This is a genomic window from Aeromonas sp. D3 (assembly GCF_027705025.1).
GTDB classification, from domain to species: Bacteria; Pseudomonadota; Gammaproteobacteria; order Enterobacterales; family Aeromonadaceae; genus Aeromonas; species Aeromonas salmonicida.
On sequence record NZ_JAPDBE010000022.1, the window covers coordinates 11,711 to 34,442 of the forward strand.

Below are 22,732 nucleotides of genomic sequence, written 5' to 3' on the forward strand. Positions count from 1 at the left end.
TCAATAACCTCAGGATGCGGGCCATTATGGCATTTTCAGCCCCCTTGCGTCACGGCTCTTGTGCATCAGGATCCGGGGTTGAGAGCTATGTTCAGAGCGAGCGCAGTGCATCGTGGATCGACTGGGCCAGCTCCTGGCTGATACCCGGCACCTTGGCGAGATCGTCCACACCTGCCTTTTTCACCTCCTGCAAGCCCCCCAGATACTTGAGCAGGGCTTGACGACGTTTGGGCCCGACCCCCGGAATGTCCTCCAGGGTACTGCTAGTTCGGGCCTTGGCGCGCCGTGCTCTGTGGCCGGTAATGGCAAAACGGTGGGATTCATCGCGAATATGCTGGATCAGGTGCAAAGCGGGCATATCTGCCGGCAAGTGCAGCTCTTCGTGGCTCTCCCCCATGATCAGGGTCTCCAGCCCCGCCTTGCGGGTTACCCCCTTGGCAATGCCCACCAGCAGCGGGTATTTGCCGCCGAGAAACTCCTGCTGACGCGCCAGGATCTCCTCAGCGCGGCGCAACTGACCCAGGCCGCCGTCGATAAAGAGCACATCCGGCACCTTGTCCGGCTCTTGCAGCTTGCCAAAGCGCCGCTCCAGCACCTGCTCCATGGCAGCGTAGTCATCACCGCCTGTGATGCCGTCGATGTTGAAACGACGATACTCGGAGCTGAGCGGCCCTTCGCGGTTGAACACTACGCAAGAGGCCACGGTGCGCTCCCCCATGGTGTGGGAGATGTCATAACACTCCATGCGGGCGATGGGGCGCTCCAGCTCCAGCAGCTCTTCCAGCTGGCTGAAGCGGGCCGTGGTGGTGCTCTTGTGGGCGAGGCGCGAGCGCAGCGCGGTCTCTGCATTGATGGAGGCGAGCTTGATGAAGCGAGCCCGCTCGGCACGGGTACGGCTCACCACCCGTACCTTGTAGCCAGCAGTCTGGCTCAGGGTGTCGGCGATCAGGGTTTCATCCTCGAGGGCGACGTCCAGCAGCACCTCGCTCGGGATCTGCCTGCCCCCCTGCCCCGACAAATAGAACTGCAACAGGAAGGATTGCACCACCTCTTCGAGGGGCGTGTCACTCGGGACCTTGGGGAAGTAGCTGCGCGAGCCGAGCACCTTGCCCTGGCGGATAAAGAGCACATGGATACAGGCTGCGCCCTGTTCGAATGCGACACCGATGACGTCCAGGTCGTCCAGCACGTTGCCGCTCACCGATTGCTGCTCTGTTACCCGGCGCAGCGCCTGGATTTGATCCCGATAGCGGGCCGCTTCTTCGAAGCGCAGATCGCCGCTGGCGGACTCCATCTTGCCTACCAGCTCACCTATCACCTGCTGGTTCTTGCCCGCCAGAAACAGCTTGGCCAGCCCCACCTGCTGGGCATACTCAGCCTCGCTCACCAGACCGGCGACACAAGGACCGGCGCAGCGTTTGAGTTGATAGAGCAGACAGGGACGGGTGCGGTTGGCATAGACGGCGTCTTCGCACTGGCGCACAGGAAAGATTTTCTGCATCAGATGCAGGCTCTCGCGCACGGCGCCGCCGGAAGGGTAAGGACCGAAGTACTCCCCTTTAATCTTGCGGGCACCGCGATGTACGCCGATGCGGGGGTGCTGGTGCGCCGTGATGATGATCCAGGGGTAGGATTTGTCGTCCCGCAGCAACACGTTATAACGCGGCTGGTACTGCTTGATGAGATTGTGCTCGAGGATCAGCGCCTCTGTCTCCGTATGGGTCACCATGACCTGAATGTCGGCGATCTGGCGCACCAGGGTACGGGTCTTGATGCTGTCGACATTGGTACGAAAATAGGAGGCGAGCCGCTTTTTCAGATCCTTGGCCTTGCCCACATAGATGACGGTGCCGCCGCTGTCATACATGCGGTAAACGCCGCTCTGGTGGGTCACGGCGCTCAAAAAAGCCTTGCTGTCAAAGAGAGGTTCAGAAGTCGTCATGATGGCTCCGGCAACAGACGTCGATCCGGCGCGTCACAGCACTCAAAAAGGCTTTGCTGTCAAAGAGGGGCTCGGGAGAAAAGGTCATCAGCTACTCGACTCAACACAAAGGGGCGAAAACGATAAAAGTCAGCATCAACGGAGAGAGCATACTGCGCCAGGCCGGCGAAATGCAAAAAGGCGGCCGGGCCGCCTTTGCTTGCTACACGACAGCCGGTTACAGTGTGTCGGCATCCAGCATGCCATAGCGAATGGCCAGATGGGTCAGCTCCACATCACCATTGATGTCGAGCTTGCTGAACAGGCGGTAGCGGTAGCTGTTGACCGTCTTGGGGCTCAGGTTCAACTGTTCGGAGATGTCGGTCACCTTCTGTCCCTTGGTGATCATCATCATGATCTGCAGCTCGCGCTCGGAGAGGGACTTGAAGGGATTCTCGTCCGCCGAGGCAAACTGACTGAGGGCCATCTGCTGGGCGATCTCGGGGGAGATGTAACGCTGGCCTGAATGCACCAGGCGAATGGCGTGGATCATCTCGTCCGGCGCGGCTCCCTTGGTCAGGTAACCGGCGGCGCCCGCCTGCATCACCTTGGTCGGGAACGGATTTTCTGAATGAATGGTCAGCACTATGATGCGCACATCGGGCCGGATCCGCAGTATCTTGCGGGTCGCCTCCAGGCCGCCGATGCCCGGCATGTTCATGTCCATCAGGATCACGTCAGGATGGTGCTGACGGCAAAACGTAACGGCGGTTTCCCCGCTCTGTGCCTCACCCACTACCTTGATCCCGCGGACATCTTCCAAAATGCGTCTTATCCCTGTACGCACCAACTCATGATCATCGACCAGGAATACATTAATCACCCAAACACCCCGTTTTTTATCTCGTTATACGCCAGTTAGGGTTAACACGGCGTCTTGCATCATAACCAAACTCGTTCATTTGGCAAACCATGGGCGGGAAAAGTTTGAAAGTGCTCGTAAATGGTGTTTGTAATCAAATAATTATATAAAGATTCAACACAAAAAACGGTGCCTGCAGGCACCGTTCAGAGGGTCACATTGATTGTGCTGGCATCAGTTCGCCAGCAACGCGCGTACCTTGTCCAGATCTGCCTGGGTATCCACCCCGACCGGTGGCGCTTGCAGCGCCTGGGCCACGTGGATCTTCTCCCCGTACCAGAGCACCCGCAGTTGCTCCAGGGCTTCGACCTGTTCCAGCACGCTCGGCGCCCAGTCCACGTAACGCTGGATGAAACCGGCGCGATAGGCGTAAATGCCGATGTGGCGCTGGTAGTGATCGCCAATCTGCTCGTGGCTCCCAGCAGCGCGATCACTGGCAGCAAAGCGATCCCTGTCCCAGGGAATGCAAGCACGACTGAAGTAGAGGGCATAGCCATCCTTGTCCGTCACGACCTTGACCGCATTGGGATTGAACGCCTCTTCTGCGTCCTGAATGGGTACGGACAGCGTCGCCATGGGCGCGCTCGCCGCAGCCAGGTTGTCGGCCACCTGACGAATGATGGCGGGGGGAATGAGGGGCTCATCTCCCTGCACGTTGACCACGATAGTGTCGGCAGAGAAGCCGTAGTGACGGCACACTTCCGCCAGTCGCTCGGTGCCGGACTGGTGATCCTGCGATGTCATGCACACCTCGACACCGACTTGTTCGGCAAAAGACGCCAGGGCGCTGTGCACCCGCTCGTCATCGGTGGCGACGATCACCCGATCCGCGCCGGATTGCAGGGCTTGTTCCACCACGTGCTGCACCATGGGCTTGCCATGGATATCTGCCAGCGGCTTGCCCGGCAAGCGGGTCGAGGCGTAGCGGGCAGGAATGACCACCACGAAACTCATGACGGCATCTCATCGCTATTGAGCTGGCGAGCACGGTTTTCCAGCAGCACAGGGATCCCCTCTTCCAGCGGATAGGCCAGCTTGTCGAAGCGGCAGACCAGCTCGTGCACGGCCTTGTTGTAATGCAGCTTCCCCTTGCAAACCGGGCAAGCAATGATGTCGAGCAATTTAATGTCCAATGCCAAAATAAACTCCTTCAACGATGTCGAGCGGGCAAGACAACTAGGCCCTTATGATGTCGAGCTATTCAATATTCGATTCCGGGCCGAAATACCCCCCTTCAACCATGTCGAGCGGGTGATATAACCAGGCCCCTATGATGTCGCGTCACAATCCGGAGCCTGAACGCGGCACTGTCAGCGATGGCAGTTTTTGCAGCAAGGTATCGAGCAAGGAGGTCGGCAACTCGGCACTGACCGGCAGATACCACCAGCTATCCAGCGCAAACGTCCGGCACTTGACCGCGTCTTTTTCTGTCATCAGCAACGGACGCTGCCCGAAACGGGCGACCAGCTCATCACGATCAAACGTATGATGATCCCCATAACCAACCTGCTGGTGCAACTCATACCCCAGCTCGGCCAAGGTAGCAAAAAAGCGGGGAGGATGACCTATCCCGGCCAGGGCATCCACCGCACGGGGCAAGGGCTCGGTGGCCTGGGCATCATCCCGCACCCGGCGCGGCACATCGGCCACCAGGCGCATGGCATACTCCCCTTTGGCAGGCTCACCACCATTGCAGATGATGGCATCGACCCGCTTCAGCCGGGTTACCGGTTCGCGCAATGGCCCCATGGGCAGCAGGCAGGCATTGCCAAAGCGGCGTACCCCATCCACCACCACCAGCTCGATATCGCGGGACAGCCCATAGTGCTGCAGGCCGTCGTCTGTGATGATGATATCCACCTCACCGCGTTGCTCCAGCAGCCGCACCGCATCGGCTCGCTTGGGGGCGACCACCACGGGGCAACCACAGCGCCGGGCGATCAGCACTGGCTCATCGCCCGCCTGCGCGGTCGTGCTGGCGGCATCGAGCCGATAGGGGTAATGGGGCGCCTTGCCACCATAACCACGGCTCACCACTCCTGGCCTGAATCCGCGAGCTTGCAACTGCTCCACCAGCCAGATCACCACAGGGGTCTTGCCGTTGCCGCCCACCGAGATATTGCCCACCACCACCACAGGGACAGTGGCACGATAGGCTTTGAACCAGCCACGCCGATAGGCGAAACGGCGCGCGCCGCTAAGAATGGCAAACAACAGGGCAAAAGGGGCCAGCAACCAGCGCCAGCCGCTCTTGCCGTACCAGAGTTGCTGCAGCATTAGCCCTTGTTACCCACGGAAGTGTTACCGAACTGGATGGCGCGCAGCTGGGCATAGGTACCCTGGTTGGCCATCAGGGCTTCATGATTGCCACGCTCGACGATATGACCCTCGTCGATCACCAGGATCTCGTCCGCCTTCTCTATGGTGGAGAGACGGTGGGCGATCACCAGGGAGGTGCGCGCCTTGCACAGCTCGTCGATAGCAGCCTGGATGTGACGCTCGGACTCGGTATCGAGTGCCGAGGTCGCCTCATCCAGCAGCAAGACGGGGGCATCGCGCAGCAAAGCGCGGGCGATGGCAATACGCTGACGCTGACCACCGGACAGCGAAGCCCCGTTCTCGCCGACCACGGTATCGTAACCCTGGGTCATCTTGCTGACGAATTCGTCGGCATGGGCGATGCGTGCGGCCTGTACGATCTGGTCGCGGCTGTATTTGTCTTCTGCCGCATAGGCGATGTTGCTGGCGACCGTGTCGTTGAACAGGTGCACATGCTGGGAAACCAAGGCGTACTGCTTGCGCAGCTCGCTCAGGCGGTACTCGCGAATGTTGACGCCATCCAGCAGGATCTCGCCCTGCTCCACGTCGTAAAAACGGGTCAGCAGGCTGGCGATGGTGCTCTTGCCGGAGCCGGAGCGTCCCACCAGGGCCACGGACTTGCCCGCCTCCACCTTGAAGCTGACGTTGTGCAGCGCAGGGGTGTCCTTGGTCGGGTAGGTAAAGGTGACATTGCGAAACTCGATCTCGCCACGGGCACGATCCAGAGTACGGGTACCTGTATCCTCTTCAGGTGTGGAGTCGAGCAGACCAAACAGGCTCTGACAGGCGGTGATGCCGCGCTGGAACTGGTTGTTCACGTCGGTCAGGCTTTTGAGCGGCTTGAGCAGCATCATCATGGAGGTGACCATGACGGTGAAAGTACCGGCTGTCAGGGTCGCCTTGACGCTGTCGATGGTGGCCACGTAGAGGAAGACGGCCAGCGCAACGGAGGCCACCATCTGGACGATGGGGCTACCGATGGCATCGGCAGCCACCATCTTCATGGTCTGCTGACGCATGTGGTTGCTGACGCGGAAGAAACGTTTCTCTTCGACCTGCTGACCGCCAAACATCAGCACCTCTTTATGACCCTTGAGCATCTGCTCGGTCGAGGTGGTGATGTCACCCACCGCCTGCTGTATGTGGCGGCTGATCTTGCGAAAACGGCGGCTGATGAGGCCAATGAGGATCCCGACGACCGGGCCTACCACTAGGAAGATCACCGACAACTGCCAGGAGTGCCAGAACATCAGACCGAGCAGACCGATCACGGTCGCCCCTTCCCGCACCAGCGAGACCAGGGTGGAGCTGGCAGCAGAGGAGACCTGACCTGCGTCATAGGTCACCTTGGCCAGCAGGTTGCCGGTGTTCTGGCGGTCGAAGAAACTCATGGGCATGGCCATTAGGTGACTGAACACCTGCTGTTGCAGCCGCATCACCACATGGTTGCCGACCCAGGCCATGCAATAGTTGGAGAGGAAAGTGGCACAGCCACGCAGGGCAACGATGCCAAGCACGAAGAAAGGCATCCACTTCAGCACACTGCTGTCATTGCCATTGAGGCCCTGATCGATCAGCGGCTTGATGGAGTAGACGAAGGTGGTATCCACGGCGGCATAGCCCAGCATCCCTATGATGCCGCCGACCAGACCCAACTTGCGATCCCGGACATAACCGAGCAGACGCTTGAAGACAGGCCAGCTGTCTTGTGAGGTTTCTTGTTGCATGAATAGCCGTTAATAAGGGAAATGACGGGGTATTCTAGCCAAAGCTTGGGCATCCACCAAGCGCCGCCATCTCGATACCCGTAACCCAAGGGGGAAATGACGGATTAATGCCCAGGCCAAAGCTTGGGCATCCACCAGGCGCCGCCATCTCGATACCCGCAACCCAAGGGGGAAATGACGGATTAATGCCCAGGCCAAAGCTTGGGCATCCACCAGCTGCCACCTCGTCGATACCAGGGTCCCAAGTCGCGCTCGGCGCGGATATTGAGCCCGCCAGACGCGGGTTCAATCAGGATGGCGCCATCCTGTCCGGTCACCCATTGGCGAGCCTGTCCATACCTGGCAACCACTTCGGGGCGAGGAAAACCCCACTGATTGAGATACCCTGCGCTGTGTACCACATAGCCCGCCCCCACAGCCTCGACAAAGGGCACAGTGGATGAGGTGCGACTGCCGTGATGAGGACTCACCAGCAGGGTACTGGCCAGCCCTTCACCCTCCAGCAACACCAGGCGCTGCTCTGCACGCTGCTCTATATCCCCACTGAGCAGCACGCTGTGTTGGCCATCGCTGATGCGCACCACACAACTGTCGTTATTGCGGCCATGCCCCGGGCGTTCCGGCCACAGCACCGCAAACGTCAGCCCTTGCCAGCGCCACTGCTGGCCACGCTCGCATAGCAAGACTGCCGGCTCGAATGCAAACGAGGACAACTCCCCCCGCACCGGCAATGCCTTCAGCAGCAGTTGGCGATTACCGGCATGATCCCTGTCTTTATGGCTGATAATGAGCTGGTCCAGCTGCTTGATCCCCAGATGACCCAATACAGGCAAGATCACCGCTTGCGCCATGTTGTAGCCACCGGGATAACTGTCGCCGGTATCATAGAGGATGGCCCGCTCACCTCGGCTGATCAGCACCGCCAACCCCTGCCCCACATCCAGCACACGCAACTGCCACCTTTCGGAAACAGGCCAAAAAGCCAATAACAGAGCGACACCACCTGGCAACCAGATCCAGCGCGCCTGATACCAGCGCCAACCGAGCCAGAGCAATAACAGCAGGGCGCACAGCGGTACCCACCAGCCGGGAAGTGGCCACCAGAGCTGGAATCTGGCAGCCAACCAGCCGAGCAGGCCCGTCACCCAACCGAGACCCAGATCTGCCACCCAGAAGAGCCCATGGCCCACTGCGGGTGAAAGCAGCGAACAGAGAACACCGAGCAAGGCCAGCGGAATAATGACAATGCAGAACAGCGGCAACGCCAGCAGGTTGATCATCATGGCCAATGGCGCTACGCCCTCGAACAGTGCCAGTTGCAGGGGTAGCAGACCGAGTAACAACCATAACTGGAGCTGCCACAACCGTGGCTTGGCATTGAGATAGCCCACCAGCAGCAAGATGGCGACCGCCAGAAACGAGAGCCAGAATCCGGCCGAATAGAGAGCAAAAGGATCCCACAGGCAAAGCACCACAAACGCCCACAACCAGACCCGATAGGCGGGCCAATCCCGCTTGCTCCAGCGCAACAGACTCCACACCAGCACCATGATGAGGGCACGCTCTGTGGCCACTGCAAACCCTGCCAGCCAGCTGTAAATGGCGGCAAACAGCAGAGCGACCACAATGGCCCCCCTCAGCCCGAACAGCCGCCCAAGCCACCAGCCGAGCACGGCGACCAATGCGATATGCTGGCCGGAGATGGCGATGATATGAGTCAGACCGCCGCCACGAAAAAGATCCCACTGCTCATCGCTGATACCGCTGCGCTCGCCAAAGGTGAGGGCCGCGAGCAAGGGAGCCTGGGCCAATCCCTGCCAACTGGCGGTGGCCTTTGCCAGCCAGCGATCACGCAATCCCGGGGAAGCAAGGTCTATCTCGATGACCCGGCGCAGGTTGCCGGTGGCGGTGATCCCCTTGCCAAGCAGCAGACGTCGCCCATCCATCCCCGCCTCGTTGGCAAGACCATGGGCCGGTTTCAACGACGTCACCAGGGTCACTGAGCTGCCCGCCGGCATGGCTGGCAACTGTTGATAGGCGTTGACCCGGATCAGGGGCTCAGGCGTCACCTCTCGCTCGTCGAGGGAGGTCACCCGCAACAGCAGCCGGACAAATTTATCGCCCTGAGGCTCTGCACTTTGCAGCCGTGCGGTTATGATGTGGCTCCCCTGCGCTCCCAGTTGATCCAACCAGGCGAGTCGATATGACAGATTGGCCTGCATCCAGAGGACGCCAAGCAGGAGAAACAACAGCCGCCAGGCACGATAATATGCAAGGGGAACCAGCAGGCAGAGCATGACGCCCCCCCATGCGATGGAAGGCAACCATGGCCAGAGTAACGAGGAGCTTGCCCCCAGGGCAAACGACAACAAGCGCAGATCCATGGTGCAAGTATTTAGCAAGGTTTCAATATGCCCAAACGAATCATCAAACGCTGGATGCCGGATCAGAAGACGCTCAAAGAAAACAAGCGCTTGCAGCTGTTTGGTAACCTGTTGCTCGACAACAACCTCTGGCACCTCAATCGCCGTTCCGCCGCTGGCGCCTTCGGGGTCGGCCTCTTTATGGCTTGGATCCCCGTGCCCTGCCAGATGCTGCTGGCAGCTGGCGGCGCCATCGCCTGCCGGGTCAATCTGCCGCTGGCCGTCGCCCTGGTCTGGCTGACCAATCCCATTACCATGCCTCCCCTGTTTTATGCCGCCTATCGGGTTGGCTGCCTGCTGCTCGGCCACCCCGCCCAGCATGTCGACATCGAGTTTACCTGGCACTGGCTGAGTTCTGTGTTTGAAACCGTGGCACCGCCCCTGCTGCTGGGGTCACTGGCGCTGGCGATGCTGAGTTCTGTGCTCGGCTATGTCACGATCCGCCTGATGTGGCGTTTGAGCATCATTCGTCAATGGCGCCGCCGCAAGGCCCGTGCATGAAGCTGCCCCGTCTCAAACTCGACCCCGATACCCTGCGCCAGCAGAAGTGGTTTGCGCTGTTTGGCGATCGCCTGCTGGCACCTGCCTTGTGGCAAGGTGGCAGTCGCGCCCTGAGCGGCGCCGTGGCGGCCGGCATCTTCGCCTGCTGGCTCCCGATCCCCATGCACTCGCTGATCGCCGTCGCTCTGGCGCTGGCGTTCAGTCTGAACCTGCCACTGGCCCTGCTGGCGGTCTGGTTCAACAACCCGGTGACGCTCCCCTTCATGTATCTCTATGCCTACCGCACCGGTTGCCTGGTGCTGCACAAGACGCCGGAGCCATTCCATCTCACCTGGTCCCTGCACTGGCTTGAGCACGAAGCGGCAACTCTGGTGCCCCCTTTCCTGCTCGGCAGCCTCTTGCTGGCGGTACTGACAGCCATTCTGGGGGCTGTGCTGACGCTACTGTTGTTGCAACTGGGCAAGCTGATCCGTCCCCACTGACCCGGCAACCCCTTGTCAAGACAGAGCTTGTCCTGACAAGGGGGCTATCCCCTTGCTTCCCCTTATCCCTTGCCTGCCCCCGCTTGCCATCATTTGGCTCTGCCGCCACACTCCTTGTAGCTAGCTGCCCCACACCACCTGCCAGGACAAGGAGTCCACCATGGCCGCACCACTGACACTGGCCTATGCCAATGGCCAAACGCTCTCCCTGCTACCGGCCATGGCCAATCGCCATGGTCTCATCACAGGTGCCACCGGCACGGGTAAAACAGTCACCCTGCAGGTACTGGCGGAGGGATTCTCCCGCCAGGGAGTCCCGGTCTTTCTGGCTGATGTGAAGGGGGATCTCAGCGGCCTGGGCGCCGCCGGTGCCAGGTCGAGCAAGCTGGATGCCCGACTTGCCCTGCTCGACATCCCAGCCCCCGCCTTTGCCGCCAACCCGACCCTCTTCTGGGATCTGTTCGCCGAGCAGGGGCACCCGGTGCGCGCCACCGTCTCCGACATGGGTCCCTTGCTGCTGGCCCGTTTGCTCGGCCTCAACGACACCCAGAGCGGGGTGCTGGAGCTGGTATTCAAGGTGGCGGACGACGAGGGCTTGCTGCTGCTCGATCTGAAAGACCTGCGCGCCATGGTGCAATGTACCGGTGAGAACGCCAAATCCCTGACCACTCGCTACGGCAATGTGTCGACCGCCTCCATCGGCGCCATCTTGCGCAACCTGCTCACCCTGGAGAGCGCGGGTGGCGATCACTTCTTCGGCGAGCCCATGCTGGACATTCAGGACTTGCTGCAAACCGACGAGGTCGGCCACGGCCATATCAATGTGCTGGCGGCCAGCAAACTGACCCAGTCCAGCCGCCTCTATGCCTGCTTCCTGCTCTGGCTGCTGTCCGAGCTGTTCGAGCAATTGCCCGAGGTGGGCGATCCGGACAAACCCGTGCTGGTGTTCTTCTTCGACGAAGCCCATCTGCTGTTCAACGATGCCCCCAAGGCGCTGCTGGAAAAAATAGAACTGGTGGTGCGCCTCATCCGCTCGAAAGGAGTGGGCGTCTATTTCGTGACCCAGAACCCGGCCGATATTCCCGACAGCGTGCTGGGGCAATTGGGTAATCGGGTGCAGCATGCCCTGCGCGCCTTTACTCCGAGTGACCAGAAAGCGGTGCGGATCGCCGCCAACACCTTGCGCGCCAATCCGGCCTTCGACGCAGCTGGCGTCATCACAGAGCTGGGGGTGGGCGAAGCCCTGGTCTCCCTGCTTGATGAGAAGGGTCGCCCGAGCGTAGTGGAACGCGCCTTTATCGCCCCGCCAGCCAGCCGCATCGGGCCACTGAGCGAGGCAGAGCGACTTGCCCTGATCCGGGGATCCCTGCTCTATGGCAGATACGAGACTCTCGAGGATCGCGAGTCAGCCTTCGAGCGGCTCAATAACGGCAAGAGGGAAAATGCTGGCTCGCTGACTGACCCGACAGAGACGCTGCCAGCGGCGGGAGGTCTGCTCGATACCCTCAACGGCATTCTGTTTGGCCGCACAGGCCCGCGCGGAGGCCAGCATGACGGTGTGGTGCAGACCGCAGCCAGGAGCGTGGCCCGCACCATAGGCAACGAAGTGGGGCGCCAGCTGGTACGCGGGGTGCTCGGCTCTCTGCTGGGAGGCAACAAGCGACGTCGCTGAGGTGCAAACAGCAGGAACTAAAAAGCCCGCCAGAGATCCTGGCGGGCTTTTTACTGAGCGAGTACATCACCGAACAACGAGGGCTCGCTTACAGCACCTTGGCGATGGCCTCGCACAGGGGATCTATGTTGGCACGGGTGATCCCGGCCACGCTGATCCGGCCTGAACCGACGATGTAGATGGCAAACTCGCTCTTGAGCTGTTCAACCTGATCCTTGGAGAGACCGGAGAAGGAGAACATGCCGTTCTGCTCGCGGATAAAGCTGAAATCCTGGCTCACGCCGAGGGCCGCCAGCTTCTCTACCAGCAGCTCGCGCATCTCGCGAATGCGCACCCGCATGGCCGCCACCTCTTCTACCCACTCTGCGTAGAGAGCCGGATCACTCACCACGGCAGTGACGACAGCGGCACCGTGTGACGGCGGGTTGGAGTAGTTGGCACGGATAACGGTCTTGACCTGGGTAAAGGCCACATCGGCAATCTCTTTGCTCGCGCTGACCAGAGTGAAGGCGCCGACCCGCTCGTTGTAGAGGCCGAAGTTTTTGGAGAAAGAGCTCGCCACCAGCAACTCGTCATGGCACTCGGCAAAGATGCGCAGACCTTCGGCATCTTCTTCAATACCACGAGCAAAGCCCTGATAGGCGAAGTCAAACAGCGGCAACCAGCCAGCGGCGGCGCTCTGCTTGGCCAGGGCGCGCCACTGATCGCAGGTGGGGTCGATACCGGTCGGGTTGTGGCAGCAGCCGTGCAGCAGCACCAGTTCACCTGGCTGAACCTCGGCCAGCGAGGCCTGCATGGCGGCAAAGTCGAGCCCCTTGGTGGCGGCATCATAGTACTTGTACCACTTGACGGAGAGGCCAGCGGCCTGGAACACGCTCACATGGTTGGCCCAGGTGGGATCGGAGATCCAGATGGTCTTGGCCAGACCGTTGCGCACCACGAACTCGGCGGCGATGCGCAGGGCACCGGTACCGCCCGGCGCCTGGGCTGTCTTGGCACGACCGCTGGCAACCAATGCGGAACTCTGCCCGAACAGCAGTTGCTGCACTATGCGGCCATATTCGATATTGCCTTCAATACCGAGGTAGTTCTTGGTCTTCTCGTCGGTCAGCAGCTTCTGTTCTGCTTTCTTGACACAGTGAAGGATTGGAGTAGCTCCGGTCTCATCCTTGTAGATCCCGACCCCCAGATTGATCTTGTGGCTGCGAGAGTCAGCGCGGAAGGCTTCGGTCAGGCCCAGGATCGGATCCGCTGGGGCGGCAACAACCTTTTCAAACATGGTATTCCCTGTATTCCGTTGAGTTCGTTGGTGGCAAAGCGTGTTGGCAAACCGTCTGTCGCACGCAAAAACGTGGCAGACAAAAGCGCCCGTTTGACGAGCGCTTCGTCAACTCTTTATATCACTGCGCTCAATGGGGGAAAACCGCTTTCTCAACGGCATCTGCGGCAATATCAACCGATGGCATGCCATGCTGGCGCCAGGGCGCACACCTCGGCAGACAAGCCACCATTGGACTCAACCAAACCGCTACAAACTGCTAACAAAGGTCTGGGGATGCGGCTCGGTTCCCAGGGGCGGGAATCGGTCAGCGGCTGGGCATAGGCTGCCATGATGGGGGGCAAGCCGGTTGGCAACCACCAGCTGGCAGGACGACCGAGCCGCTGGGCCAGTGCCAATACCCGATCCACTCCGGCAGGATCGAGGGAGGTGAGGTGGCTCCACTGTACCTTGGGCGGCAACGCCGCCACCATTTGCTGCAAGGCGAGCTGGGCAGTGGCGGGCGCCCAAACCAGCAGGGTTCCTGCACAAAGGCTTAGCTCAGCAAAGGCACCGACACTGTCGGTGGTGATCACCCGCTCAATCTCCCCCTCCCCCCACAGTATCTTGCCAAGGTCAGCCAGTGTGCGCTCCGGCACAGCCACTTCCCCCAGCGCCTGCAACCAGGGCGCTGCATCGAGCAGAGTGCCGCCGCTGAAAAACAGGCTGAAAGGCACAGGCGCCCGCAGACGCAGCAGCTGATCGGCACAGAGCCGTATCCCCTTGTCTTCGAAGTTGATCTGCTCGACCGGACTGAAGCTCGCCTCCCCCTTGCGATAGAGCGCCGCCAGCACCCGCTCGTTGACCCGCTCCCCCAGTTGCCAACCCCGGGCATGGAGCCACTCCTCGGGTTCGGGGGGAGCACAGGCCAGCTCGGCCAGCATCAGCTCACGGGTGAGATAGCGCCGTCCGGCCGGGGTCAGCTCATAGCGGTGATTGCCAAGGGGGAGCAGCAGCTGATTGTCCTTGAGCATGCCGATGAGGGGCTGCCACTGGCGACCGCGGATAACCTGGGGCGCCTCATCCAGCAACTGCTGAGCCAGCGCTCGCCACTCGGGGTGACTGAAATCGATCACACGCATCCTTCCCTGTCGGCAGACCATCTTTCAACGAATTGAATAATCTAGCGATTTACGACTAAGGAGCCAAGGGCGGAAAAGAGACAACGTGACCTGGCGCAGGGCCAAACGGCGGAGGGAATAAGGTGAAAGGCAGATAAAACAAAACGGCCAAGCAAGCTTGGCCGTTTCATCAACTCTTTCAACGTTCCCTACGAGAGGGAAGCGTGATTAGAAGTTGTATTGCATACCAACAGTCCACTCGTCATCTTGCTGACTCAGGCCTTGGATTTTGTATTCGGTGTAAGCTTTCAGCTTGGAGTTGAAGGCGTATTCAACACCCATGGAGGTGAAATCTACGGTGTCTTCGTAAGAAGTTACACCTTCCACTTTCGCTTCAGCGAAGTTGTAGCCAGCCAGGAAGGTCCAGGCGTCTACGTTGTAGGAAGCAGCCAGCTCGTAGCCACGCGCCTTGGCATCGTTGAAGCCGTCGAACTTGTAGGTGGATTCGTTATACAGGGCAGCGAAGTAGAAACCCTGATAGGTGTAGCTTGCGGCAACAGCCCAGTCATTCTTGTCGGTCAGATCAGCACGGCTGAAAGTACCGTTTTCGGAAGTGATGGTGAGGGTGGAGGCATCTTCGAAGCTCTTGGACTCGTAACCTGCTGCCAGACCCAGACCAAAGTCGAAGTCATAGGTTGCGCCCAGGGTGTAGCCGTGGTCCATTTTACCTTCAACACCAGACCAGCCAGCGTAGTTCGCATCATAGCTGCCGTTGTTGGTGATGTAGCCACCCTTCAGGCCAAAACCGTTCCACTGACCGTTATAGATAGCCTGACCTTCTTGACGACCATCATAGACGTTGGCCATGTCACCGTAGTCGTTGAAGATATCGGTCTTGGCGACGGTTGCATTGTAGAAAGCAGTTTCTGTCTGACCAAACAGGAACTGGCCATACTGGGAACCATCGAAGCCAGCATAGATGTGACGAGCCTTCAGCTCACGCTTATCGCTGCCATAGGAGTTTTCGGAGGCCAGTTGCCACTCAGTTTTGGCAACGCCAGACCAGGTGTCATTCAGAGCCATTTTGCCGGACCAGCCCAGACGGGCATAGGTGGTCAGCTCACCATCATTCTTGGAGTAAGAATCTGCGTCTGCATCGTAGGAGTCGTACTCGCCGAAGTACTGGGCATGTACACGACCGTAGATGTCGAAGGTGGTACCGTCTTTGTCATAGATTACGGCAGCGTTAGCTGCGGATGCAAACAGAGCCGGGATAGCAATAGCCAGAATTGTCTTTTTCATAGTTTCCAATGCCTACTGTAATTAAACACTAAGTTGTTGTTATTCCCTGTGTTAGCGATGTTCTTTGCATCACTATGGGGCCCGAGACTAGCACCGGGTTTTGCAATCCGCAATGAAAAAACTTGGAACTTTTTGAGAAAACCATAGTCATAGGGAAAAAATTGTGAGCTGAATCCCATATTGTTTGCCCTCTCAGGGAAAACGTTTACAGCGATACGCGCTGCCTGAAACGCCCTTTTTTGGTGGTTTATTGCACGCACAATCCACCCCATGACATAAGTGCGGATCCCGGCCCATAACCCCTGCCTCACCTTGCCTCGACCCAGGCCGCCTGTTGCGGGTATCCTGTGACCATTCATCCCAGACACGGTCACACCCCATTCATGCTATCGACTCGCCTCAAAGCCACCATTCGCAATACCTATCGACAGATTGCCGATGGTTTACCCGGTTTTGTGCCGCGCAAGGAGCAGAATTTTCTGGTGGCCGAAATCGCCAAGACCCTCACCGGAGAGTATGAAAAGAGTCGCCGCATCCTGGTGGCCGAAGCGGGCACCGGCATCGGCAAGTCCCTCTCCTATGCCCAGGGCGCCATCCCGGTGGCGCGGCTCACCCAGAAGAAGCTGGTGATCTCCACCGCCACCGTCGCCCTGCAGGAGCAGTTGATCCACAAGGACCTGCCCTTCTACCATCGCCACAGCGAGCTGCCGTTTCGCTTCATGCTGGTCAAGGGGCGCCAGCGTTACTGCTGCGAACATCTGCTTGAACAAGCGGCAAGCGGCGCCGATATGGCCAATTTCGAACTCGATTTCGGCAGCTTGAGCAAACACAAGCCGTCAGATTCTGACAAGGAGCGCTATCAGGCGCTGTGGCAGGCCTACACCGAGGGGAAGTGGGACGGGGACAGGGACAACTGGCCCAAGCCGATTCCGGATCTGTGCTGGGATCGCATCGCCGCCGATCGCCACAGCTGCAACAAGGCGCTGAGCCACCACCAGCACTGCCCCTTCCACCGTGCCAGGAATGACATGGACGCCGCCGATGTGCTGGTGGTCAACCATGCCCTGCTGCTCTCCGACCTCACCATGGGCGGCGGCATCATATTGCCGCCACCGGACGAGTGTATCTATGTGCTGGATGAGGCCCACCACCTGCCGACCATAGCCCGGGATCACGGCGCCGCCTCGGCCAGCATCAAGGGGTCTCGCCGCTGGCTGGAAAAGCTGGTGCAGAGCGCCGGCAAGCTGGCCAGGGCACTGAACAAGGAGAGCTTGCTCGACCCCCAGCTCAAGCTGCAGGATGCCCTGGCCTCCCTGCAACCGGATCTCAAGGCGCTGGAGCAGTGGCTCGCCGGCAACGATCAGCTGTTTGGCACCGAGCAGCACCACAGGTTTGCCGAGGGGGTGCTGCCCGATCCCCTGCCCATGCTGGCGGAAAACCTGAAGGAGGCGAGCAAGAAGGCGCTGCGGGCGCTGGACAGGATGCAGGGTGCCATCGGCGAGGCGCTCAAGGACGGCGAAATCCGTCGCAAGGAGGCCGAGCCCCTGCTGGCGGAGAGCGGTTTTCACCTGCAGCGGCTGGAGAGTTTCTGCGCTCTGTGGGAAATGCTGGGGCGCCATGTGCCCGAGGGCAAGACACCGCTCGCTCGCTGGATGGCCAAGAGCGATGATGGCGACATCTGGTTGCACGCCTCCCCCATAGAGGTGGGTTATCTGCTGGAAGAGTGGCTCTGGTCCAAGTGCCTCGGCGCCGTGCTGGTGTCAGCCACCCTCACAGCCCTCTCCTCTTTCAGCTATTTTCGCCATCAGGTGGGACTGAAAGAGCATGACGGCACCCGTTATCTGCGCCTGCGCTCCCCGTTTGACTACCAAAAAGCCGAGCTCTATCTGCCCAAGATGGAACATGAGCCCAGCTCCCCCGCCTTTACCGAGGAGCTCATCAGCGTGCTGCCCCGCATACTGGCAGGCAAGGAGGCAAGCCTGGTGCTCTTTTCCTCCTATCGGCAGATGAACGAAGTAGTGGCAGGGCTAAGGGCCAAGGGACTCTCCTTGCTGGTACAGGGTGAGGCATCCCGCAATGCCCTGCTCACCCTGCACAAACAAAAATGCGATGGCGGTCAGCCCAGCATTCTATTTGGCACCGGCAGCTTCTCGGAAGGGCTGGACTTGCCCGGCCACTACCTCACCAACCTGGTGATCACCAAGCTGCCGTTTGCGGTGCCCAACTCGCCAGTGGAAGAGGCCACCGCCGAGTGGGTAGAGAAACGGGGTGGCAACCCCTTCCTGCAACTGACGGTACCAGAAGCCTCTCGCAAGCTGATCCAAGCCTGCGGCCGCCTCATTCGCAAAGAGGCGGATCGGGGCCGGGTCACCATCCTCGACAGGCGTCTGCTGACCAAGCGCTATGGCAAGGGACTGCTCGATGCATTGCCCCCCTTCAGCCGCCGGATTGAATAGGGCCAGCTCTGAACTGGCCAGCATGGCCCACTGGCATGACCACTGTTTCATAGAAAAGTCAGCAGCCAGGTAAATATGAGGCACCATAAACGCCTATTGCCGCCCTTGGGCAAACCTGTAAAAATGAGCCCCTGTTTTTCAGTGGGCAATCGCCTGACTGTTCAAGGAGATGAAATGAAACTGACTGTTCTGGTGCCGGCTCTGGCTGGTCTTTTGTGGGCAGGTAGTGCCCTGGCCGATGCCCAATTGGAAGTCACCAATCCTTATGTTGCCCAGTTGATCGATGGCCAACCCATCAATCCCAAGCTGCTCGACAAGAGCAACACCTACCCCATCAAGGCGGGTGATCATCAACTGGTCGTCGCCTTCGAAGGCAACTACTCCAGCCGTAGCGACATCAAACTGGTGACAGCCGAGCCGCTGGTGATCAACTTCACCGCAGCCGACAACCAGAAACTGGTACTGGACTTCAAGAAGCCGCGCAACGAAAGCGAAGCCAAGCAGTTTGTGAAGGATCAAAAAGTCGTTCTGAAAGACAAGAACAGCGGCCAAATCGTTGCCAGCGAGCAGTTCGTGATGCCAAAGGTCGAAGGCTTCCAGCTGACCCGTGACTATCAGCAAGAGCTGCTGGGCATGGGCAAGGCCTTCAACCAGCCGACCACAGTCGCCGTCTCCACCGCCGCCGTCATGGCCGCCGCCAGCGCGCCGGTACAAGTTGCCCCGAACAAGGCTCAGAGCAATCCGGAAGCCCTGACCCAGCTGCAGAGCTGGTACAACAAGGCCGACGCGGAAACCCGCAAAGCCTTCCAGATCTGGGTTATCCAGCAGCAGTAATGCCGTATCGTGCAAAAAGGGGAGCCTGGCTCCCCTTTTTCATACCCTATCCGGTCTGACACCCATGTCACTGCGCATTTTCCATCACCCTTATTACTCCTCTCTGGCGCTGCCAGAACGCCATCGCTTTCCCCTGGCAAAATACCAGGCCCTGTTTCAGACGCTCAGCACCCGGGGCTATCCGCTCCAGGAGACACAAGCCGCAACCCGAGCGCAGATCGACCGGGTTCACGACAGTGACTATGTGAGTGCCGCACTTGCAGGCCAGCTTGACGATAACGCCATCCGCCAGCTCGGTTTTCCCTGGTCGCCACGGCTCATCGAGCGCACCCTGCTCTCGGTCGGGGCTACCCTGGCCGCCAGCCGCCACGCTCTCGAACAGGGCTGCGGACTGCAGATATCCGGCGGCTATCACCACGCCCACCGGGCTCACGGCAGCGGTTTTTGTCTGTTCAACGATCTGGTGATTGCTGCGCAAACCTGCCTGGACGAGGGGCGCTGCGATCAGGTGCTGATCGTGGACCTCGATGTCCATCAGGGGGATGGCAGCGCCGCCCTTTGTGCCGGGCGGCGTGACATCATCACGCTGTCGCTGCACGGGGAGCACAACTTTCCCCGCCACAAGCCGGCCTCCCATCTGGACTTTGCCCTGCCAAGCGGCATGCAGGACGATGCCTATCTCGACACCCTGGCGCAGGCACTCACTCTGGCGCTGCGCCTGTACAATCCCGACCTCGTTCTCTATCAGGCCGGGGTCGATGTGCACCATGCCGACGAGCTCGGCTATCTGGCCTTGAGTGATGAAGGCATTCGCCAGCGCGATGCCATGGTATTTGACTGTGCAATCAAGCATGGGCTGCCTGTCGCCGCTGTGCCCGGTGGTGGTTACCGTCGGGAGTGGCAACGGCTGATCCCGCTGCACATGACGCTGTTTGAGGAGGCGCACAAGCGCTTTGGCCAAACCAGCATGCCTGCCGTGTACCCGGATTCATAATAAAGAAGAGGCGACCCCTTGGGTCGCCTCTTCTTTATTATCTTGTCTCTTTACCTCGACCACACAGGCGTCAAACAGTCCGCTCACACTTCGCAAACCTGCCTTGGCGGGATAACGTTGAACCTACTTTTGACGCTTCCTGGCGTACTTGCGACGGGCGCGCGCCTGACGCTCATCTTCCCGCTCGGCCTTCTCCTTGGCCTTTTGCGCCGCGTCCTCTTCGGCTGCGACTATCTCGACACTCACCATCTCGGGAGTTTCCAGCGAGATGCGGCCCAGCAGGCCGGAGCGGAACTCGTTCACCAGTATTTCTGACGCCTTGTGCAGGTCGGCCAGGCCGCCTTTGCGCATGAAGGCGCGCTGGCGGGCGATCATCTCCAGCAGCTCGATCTCGGTCTCGGGCAGTTCAGCTATCTGGTAACGCGCCTTGATCCGCTCTGGGTACGCCTTGATAAAATAGTCAGCAGCGAACATGGCAATGTCGGCATAGTCAAATACCGTGTCCTTGATGGCCGCCGTGACCGCCAGACGATAACCGCCGGAGGGCGGGTTGAGCTTGGGCCAGAGGAAGCCGGGGGTATCTGTCAGGACGACGTTATTGTCGAGCTTGATCCGCTGCTGGGACTTGGTCACCCCTGCCTCGTTGCCCGTCCGGGCTATGATGCGACCCGCCAGGGTATTGATCAGGGTGGATTTGCCCACGTTGGGGATCCCCATGATCATGGCCCGCACGCCGCGCAGCTCCAGATTGCGCTCCGGCAGCATCTCGTGGCACAGGGTCAGCAGCTGCCTGATCTTCTCGGGCTCCTGCTGGGTCAGCGGCAGGGCCTTGATCCCTTTCTCCTTTTCCATGTGGGCCACCCACAGCGCCGTGATCTCGGGGTCGGCGAGATCCGCCTTGTTCAGCACCTTGATAACAGGGGTATCGCCACGCAACTCGGGCACCAGCGGGTTTTCGCTGGAGAAGGGGATGCGGGCATCGAGCATCTCTATGATGACATCGACCTGTGGCATGACCTCGGCAATCTCTTTGCGGGCCTTGTGCATGTGGCCGGGGAACCAGTTGATGGACATATCCGTTACTCTCTAAATAGGGGCTGCGGGCGCTGGCTTGCTATGGAACGAGCGGCGGGCGATGGCAGACGTCAGGCGTCGCAAGGGGGCGCATTTTACCTGCTGGCGCCCCGATTTGACAGGTCATTCTAGCCATCAGGCCATAAAACCACCACGCCGCCATGAAGGGAGAAGGATGGCGGCCCTGCACCTGTCTCCCTCAGCAATTGACACATAACGTATTGATATATTGTAACATTTAGTTCATCTGTTCACACAACCGTCACCAATAGTCAGTAAAAGTGTCATCTCCTGCCTCTAGGCTGCGCTCAGGTTTTACAAGGAGCGAACCCCAATGAGAAAAATGGCAGGACTTGCATTGATGATCGGCGCCGCCCTGGCTGCCGGCTGCAACTCCAACAACGACAGCACCACACCCGACCCCAGCGCCAGAAACGTCATCTTCTTTCTCGGTGACGGCATGGGCCTCAATACCCTGACGGCGGCCCGCATCTACGGTGTCGGCGAAGAGGGTGATCTGACCATGGATACCCTGCCAGAGACGGCCTTTATCAAGACCTTCTCCCACGATGCCCAGGTCACAGATTCCGCTCCTTCCATGGCGGCCTACATGACAGGGGTCAAGAGCAACAACGGCGTCATCAGCATGGACGGCGATGCCACCTATGAAAGCGACTGCAGCAAGAGTGCCGGCAAGCCGGTCACCACACTGCTGGAGCTGGCCAAGGCCGACGGCCGCGGTACCGGTGTCGTCACCAGCACCCGGGTCACTCACGCCACACCGGCTGCCACCTATGCCCATATCTGCAACCGGGATCTGGAAAATGACATCGCCGTCCAGCTGGTGCCGGGCGGCGCCGGTTACAACGGCGCCCTGAAAGAGGGGTTGGATGTGGTGCTCGGCGGTGGCAGCGGCTTCTTCCTGCCAAAAGCCGACAAGGGCAAGCGGGAGGATGGCCGCAATCTCATCAGCGAGATGCAGGCCAAGGGCTACCAGTTTGCCAGCAACCTGAGCGAGTTGAACAAGGCCGAGGCGGGCAAGCCGCTGCTGGGACTGTTCGGTTCGAGCCACATGAAATATGAACTGGACCGCCCGGCCGATGAGCCTTCACTGGCCCAGATGACGCTGGCCGCCATCAAGCAGCTCAAGGACAAGGAGAAGGGTTACTTCCTGATGGTGGAAGGGGGCCGCATCGATCACGCCCTGCACGACACCAACGCCAAGCGTGCCTTGCAAGATACCCTCGCCTTCGACAATGCCATCAAGGCCGCCATCGATGAGGTGAAAAAAACCGACCCCGAGCTGAAGAACACCCTGATAGTGGTCACCGCCGACCATGACCATACGCTCGTGCTCAACGGCTATGCCAAACGCACCGGCAAGACCACCACAGGCAACCCGGGTGTGCTCGGGCTGGTGAAGAACTACCAAACCGGTGAACCCAGCAAGGATGCCGATGGCATGCCTTACACCATCATCGGCTTTGGCAACGGCTACAACCGGGTGGATGGCCCGCGCAGCAGCGTGGCACCGCTGGACGATGCCACCGTCTCCGCCAACGACTATCACCAGGAGGTCGTGGTCAAGGTCGGCGACATTGGCAACGAAACCCACGGCGGTACCGACGTCTTCCTCGGCGCCATCGGCCAGGGAGCGGACAGCTTCCACGGCTCTCTCGATAACACGGCCGTCTTTGGCAAGGTCAAGGCTGCAGCCAAGCTGTAA

At 59.9% G+C, this 22,732-nt stretch carries 18 protein-coding genes; 7 read left to right on the forward strand and 11 right to left on the reverse strand.

Features of this window, described 5'->3' with window-relative positions; translation table 11 throughout:
• Positions 1–91: 91 nt before the first annotated feature.
• The 7 genes from uvrC to OKC28_RS13635 all read right to left on the reverse strand — a co-directional run bounded on the left by uvrC (position 92) and on the right by OKC28_RS13635 (position 9,273).
• A complete protein-coding gene (gene uvrC, locus OKC28_RS13605) occupies positions 92–1,942 on the reverse strand; it encodes an excinuclease ABC subunit UvrC (RefSeq protein WP_011898565.1) in 1,851 nt (616 codons plus the stop codon).
• Positions 1,943–2,159: 217 nt separating this feature from the next.
• Positions 2,160–2,804 (reverse strand): UvrY/SirA/GacA family response regulator transcription factor, encoded by a 645-nt coding sequence (uvrY, locus tag OKC28_RS13610; protein WP_005320080.1) that lies wholly within the window; start codon positions 2,802–2,804, stop codon positions 2,160–2,162.
• A 213-nt stretch (positions 2,805–3,017) separates the two neighbouring features.
• On the reverse strand, positions 3,018–3,797 hold the full coding sequence (kdsB, locus tag OKC28_RS13615; protein WP_059113889.1) for a 3-deoxy-manno-octulosonate cytidylyltransferase: 780 nt from the start codon (positions 3,795–3,797) through the stop codon (positions 3,018–3,020).
• Positions 3,794–3,982: a Trm112 family protein gene (locus OKC28_RS13620; protein WP_005320086.1), complete on the reverse strand. Its 189-nt coding sequence runs from the start codon at positions 3,980–3,982 to the stop codon at positions 3,794–3,796. Before OKC28_RS13620 ends, kdsB begins: the two co-directional genes overlap by 4 nt.
• Positions 3,983–4,124: 142 nt before the next feature.
• Entirely contained in the window at positions 4,125–5,120 is a 996-nt protein-coding gene (gene lpxK / locus OKC28_RS13625; RefSeq protein ID WP_270689752.1) for a tetraacyldisaccharide 4'-kinase, read from the reverse strand.
• Entirely contained in the window at positions 5,120–6,889 is a 1,770-nt protein-coding gene (gene msbA / locus OKC28_RS13630) for a lipid A ABC transporter ATP-binding protein/permease MsbA (RefSeq protein ID WP_099993790.1), read from the reverse strand. The genes lpxK and msbA overlap by 1 nt, the downstream gene beginning before the upstream one ends.
• A 182-nt stretch (positions 6,890–7,071) precedes the next feature.
• On the reverse strand, positions 7,072–9,273 hold the full coding sequence (locus tag OKC28_RS13635) for a DNA internalization-related competence protein ComEC/Rec2 (RefSeq protein WP_270689754.1): 2,202 nt from the start codon (positions 9,271–9,273) through the stop codon (positions 7,072–7,074).
• Positions 9,274–9,300: 27 nt separating this feature from the next.
• On the opposite strand from OKC28_RS13635, the gene OKC28_RS13640 reads away from it, so the two are divergent.
• From OKC28_RS13640 to OKC28_RS13650, 3 genes are all read left to right on the forward strand, one after another.
• Positions 9,301–9,813 carry a DUF2062 domain-containing protein gene (locus OKC28_RS13640; protein ID WP_021139626.1) on the forward strand — a complete coding sequence of 171 codons (513 nt, stop codon included), beginning with the start codon at positions 9,301–9,303 and terminating at the stop codon, positions 9,811–9,813.
• Positions 9,810–10,295 (forward strand): DUF2062 domain-containing protein, encoded by a 486-nt coding sequence (locus OKC28_RS13645; RefSeq protein ID WP_270689757.1) that lies wholly within the window; start codon positions 9,810–9,812, stop codon positions 10,293–10,295. The genes OKC28_RS13640 and OKC28_RS13645 overlap by 4 nt, the downstream gene beginning before the upstream one ends.
• 160 nt (positions 10,296–10,455) lie before the next feature.
• Positions 10,456–11,967: a helicase HerA-like domain-containing protein gene (locus OKC28_RS13650; protein ID WP_270689759.1), complete on the forward strand. Its 1,512-nt coding sequence runs from the start codon at positions 10,456–10,458 to the stop codon at positions 11,965–11,967.
• An 88-nt stretch (positions 11,968–12,055) separates the two neighbouring features.
• On the opposite strand, the gene OKC28_RS13655 is transcribed toward OKC28_RS13650, so the two are convergent.
• The 3 genes from OKC28_RS13655 to OKC28_RS13665 form a co-directional block, all read right to left on the reverse strand.
• Complete coding sequence (locus tag OKC28_RS13655) at positions 12,056–13,246, reverse strand: amino acid aminotransferase (protein WP_270689761.1); 1,191 nt, start codon at positions 13,244–13,246, stop codon at positions 12,056–12,058.
• A gap of 173 nt (positions 13,247–13,419) precedes the next feature.
• Positions 13,420–14,361: a hypothetical protein gene (locus OKC28_RS13660; protein WP_270689763.1), complete on the reverse strand. Its 942-nt coding sequence runs from the start codon at positions 14,359–14,361 to the stop codon at positions 13,420–13,422.
• 213 nt (positions 14,362–14,574) lie between these two features.
• Positions 14,575–15,648, reverse strand: a complete 1,074-nt coding sequence (locus OKC28_RS13665) for a porin (RefSeq protein ID WP_077095399.1) — start codon at positions 15,646–15,648, stop codon at positions 14,575–14,577.
• A 383-nt stretch (positions 15,649–16,031) separates the two neighbouring features.
• On the opposite strand from OKC28_RS13665, the gene dinG reads away from it, so the two are divergent.
• The 3 genes from dinG (at position 16,032) to OKC28_RS13680 (ending at position 19,932) form a co-directional block, all read left to right on the forward strand.
• Positions 16,032–18,104, forward strand: a complete 2,073-nt coding sequence (gene dinG / locus OKC28_RS13670) for an ATP-dependent DNA helicase DinG (RefSeq protein WP_256684406.1) — start codon at positions 16,032–16,034, stop codon at positions 18,102–18,104.
• Positions 18,105–18,278: 174 nt separating this feature from the next.
• Positions 18,279–18,938 carry a YccT family protein gene (locus OKC28_RS13675; RefSeq protein WP_270689767.1) on the forward strand — a complete coding sequence of 220 codons (660 nt, stop codon included), beginning with the start codon at positions 18,279–18,281 and terminating at the stop codon, positions 18,936–18,938.
• Positions 18,939–19,002: 64 nt separating this feature from the next.
• The gene (locus OKC28_RS13680; protein WP_270689769.1) at positions 19,003–19,932 is read left to right on the forward strand and encodes a histone deacetylase family protein; all 930 of its coding nucleotides are present in this window, start codon (positions 19,003–19,005) and stop codon (positions 19,930–19,932) included.
• 123 nt (positions 19,933–20,055) lie between these two features.
• Here the strand turns inward: OKC28_RS13680 and ylqF are convergent, their stop codons facing one another.
• Positions 20,056–21,006, reverse strand: a complete 951-nt coding sequence (gene ylqF / locus OKC28_RS13685) for a ribosome biogenesis GTPase YlqF (RefSeq protein WP_270689771.1) — start codon at positions 21,004–21,006, stop codon at positions 20,056–20,058.
• A 334-nt stretch (positions 21,007–21,340) separates the two neighbouring features.
• On the opposite strand from ylqF, the gene OKC28_RS13690 reads away from it, so the two are divergent.
• Complete coding sequence (locus OKC28_RS13690) at positions 21,341–22,732, forward strand: alkaline phosphatase (RefSeq protein WP_034523856.1); 1,392 nt, start codon at positions 21,341–21,343, stop codon at positions 22,730–22,732.

Excerpts from the sequence above, each read along its gene's own strand:
- uvrC (WP_011898565.1), bottom strand. The coding sequence starts at position 1,942 with ATGACGACTTCTGAACCTCTCTTTGACAGCAAGGCTTTTTTGAGCGCC.
- kdsB (WP_059113889.1), bottom strand. The coding sequence starts at position 3,797 with ATGAGTTTCGTGGTGGTCATTCCTGCCCGCTACGCCTCGACCCGCTTG.
- lpxK (WP_270689752.1), bottom strand. The coding sequence starts at position 5,120 with ATGCTGCAGCAACTCTGGTACGGCAAGAGCGGCTGGCGCTGGTTGCTG.
- msbA (WP_099993790.1), bottom strand. The coding sequence starts at position 6,889 with ATGCAACAAGAAACCTCACAAGACAGCTGGCCTGTCTTCAAGCGTCTG.
- OKC28_RS13635 (WP_270689754.1), bottom strand. The coding sequence starts at position 9,273 with ATGGATCTGCGCTTGTTGTCGTTTGCCCTGGGGGCAAGCTCCTCGTTA.
- OKC28_RS13640 (WP_021139626.1), top strand. The coding sequence starts at position 9,301 with ATGCCCAAACGAATCATCAAACGCTGGATGCCGGATCAGAAGACGCTC.
- OKC28_RS13645 (WP_270689757.1), top strand. The coding sequence starts at position 9,810 with ATGAAGCTGCCCCGTCTCAAACTCGACCCCGATACCCTGCGCCAGCAG.
- OKC28_RS13650 (WP_270689759.1), top strand. The coding sequence starts at position 10,456 with ATGGCCGCACCACTGACACTGGCCTATGCCAATGGCCAAACGCTCTCC.
- OKC28_RS13655 (WP_270689761.1), bottom strand. The coding sequence starts at position 13,246 with ATGTTTGAAAAGGTTGTTGCCGCCCCAGCGGATCCGATCCTGGGCCTG.
- OKC28_RS13665 (WP_077095399.1), bottom strand. The coding sequence starts at position 15,648 with ATGAAAAAGACAATTCTGGCTATTGCTATCCCGGCTCTGTTTGCATCC.
- dinG (WP_256684406.1), top strand. The coding sequence starts at position 16,032 with ATGCTATCGACTCGCCTCAAAGCCACCATTCGCAATACCTATCGACAG.
- OKC28_RS13675 (WP_270689767.1), top strand. The coding sequence starts at position 18,279 with ATGAAACTGACTGTTCTGGTGCCGGCTCTGGCTGGTCTTTTGTGGGCA.
- OKC28_RS13680 (WP_270689769.1), top strand. The coding sequence starts at position 19,003 with ATGTCACTGCGCATTTTCCATCACCCTTATTACTCCTCTCTGGCGCTG.
- ylqF (WP_270689771.1), bottom strand. The coding sequence starts at position 21,006 with ATGTCCATCAACTGGTTCCCCGGCCACATGCACAAGGCCCGCAAAGAG.
- OKC28_RS13690 (WP_034523856.1), top strand. The coding sequence starts at position 21,341 with ATGAGAAAAATGGCAGGACTTGCATTGATGATCGGCGCCGCCCTGGCT.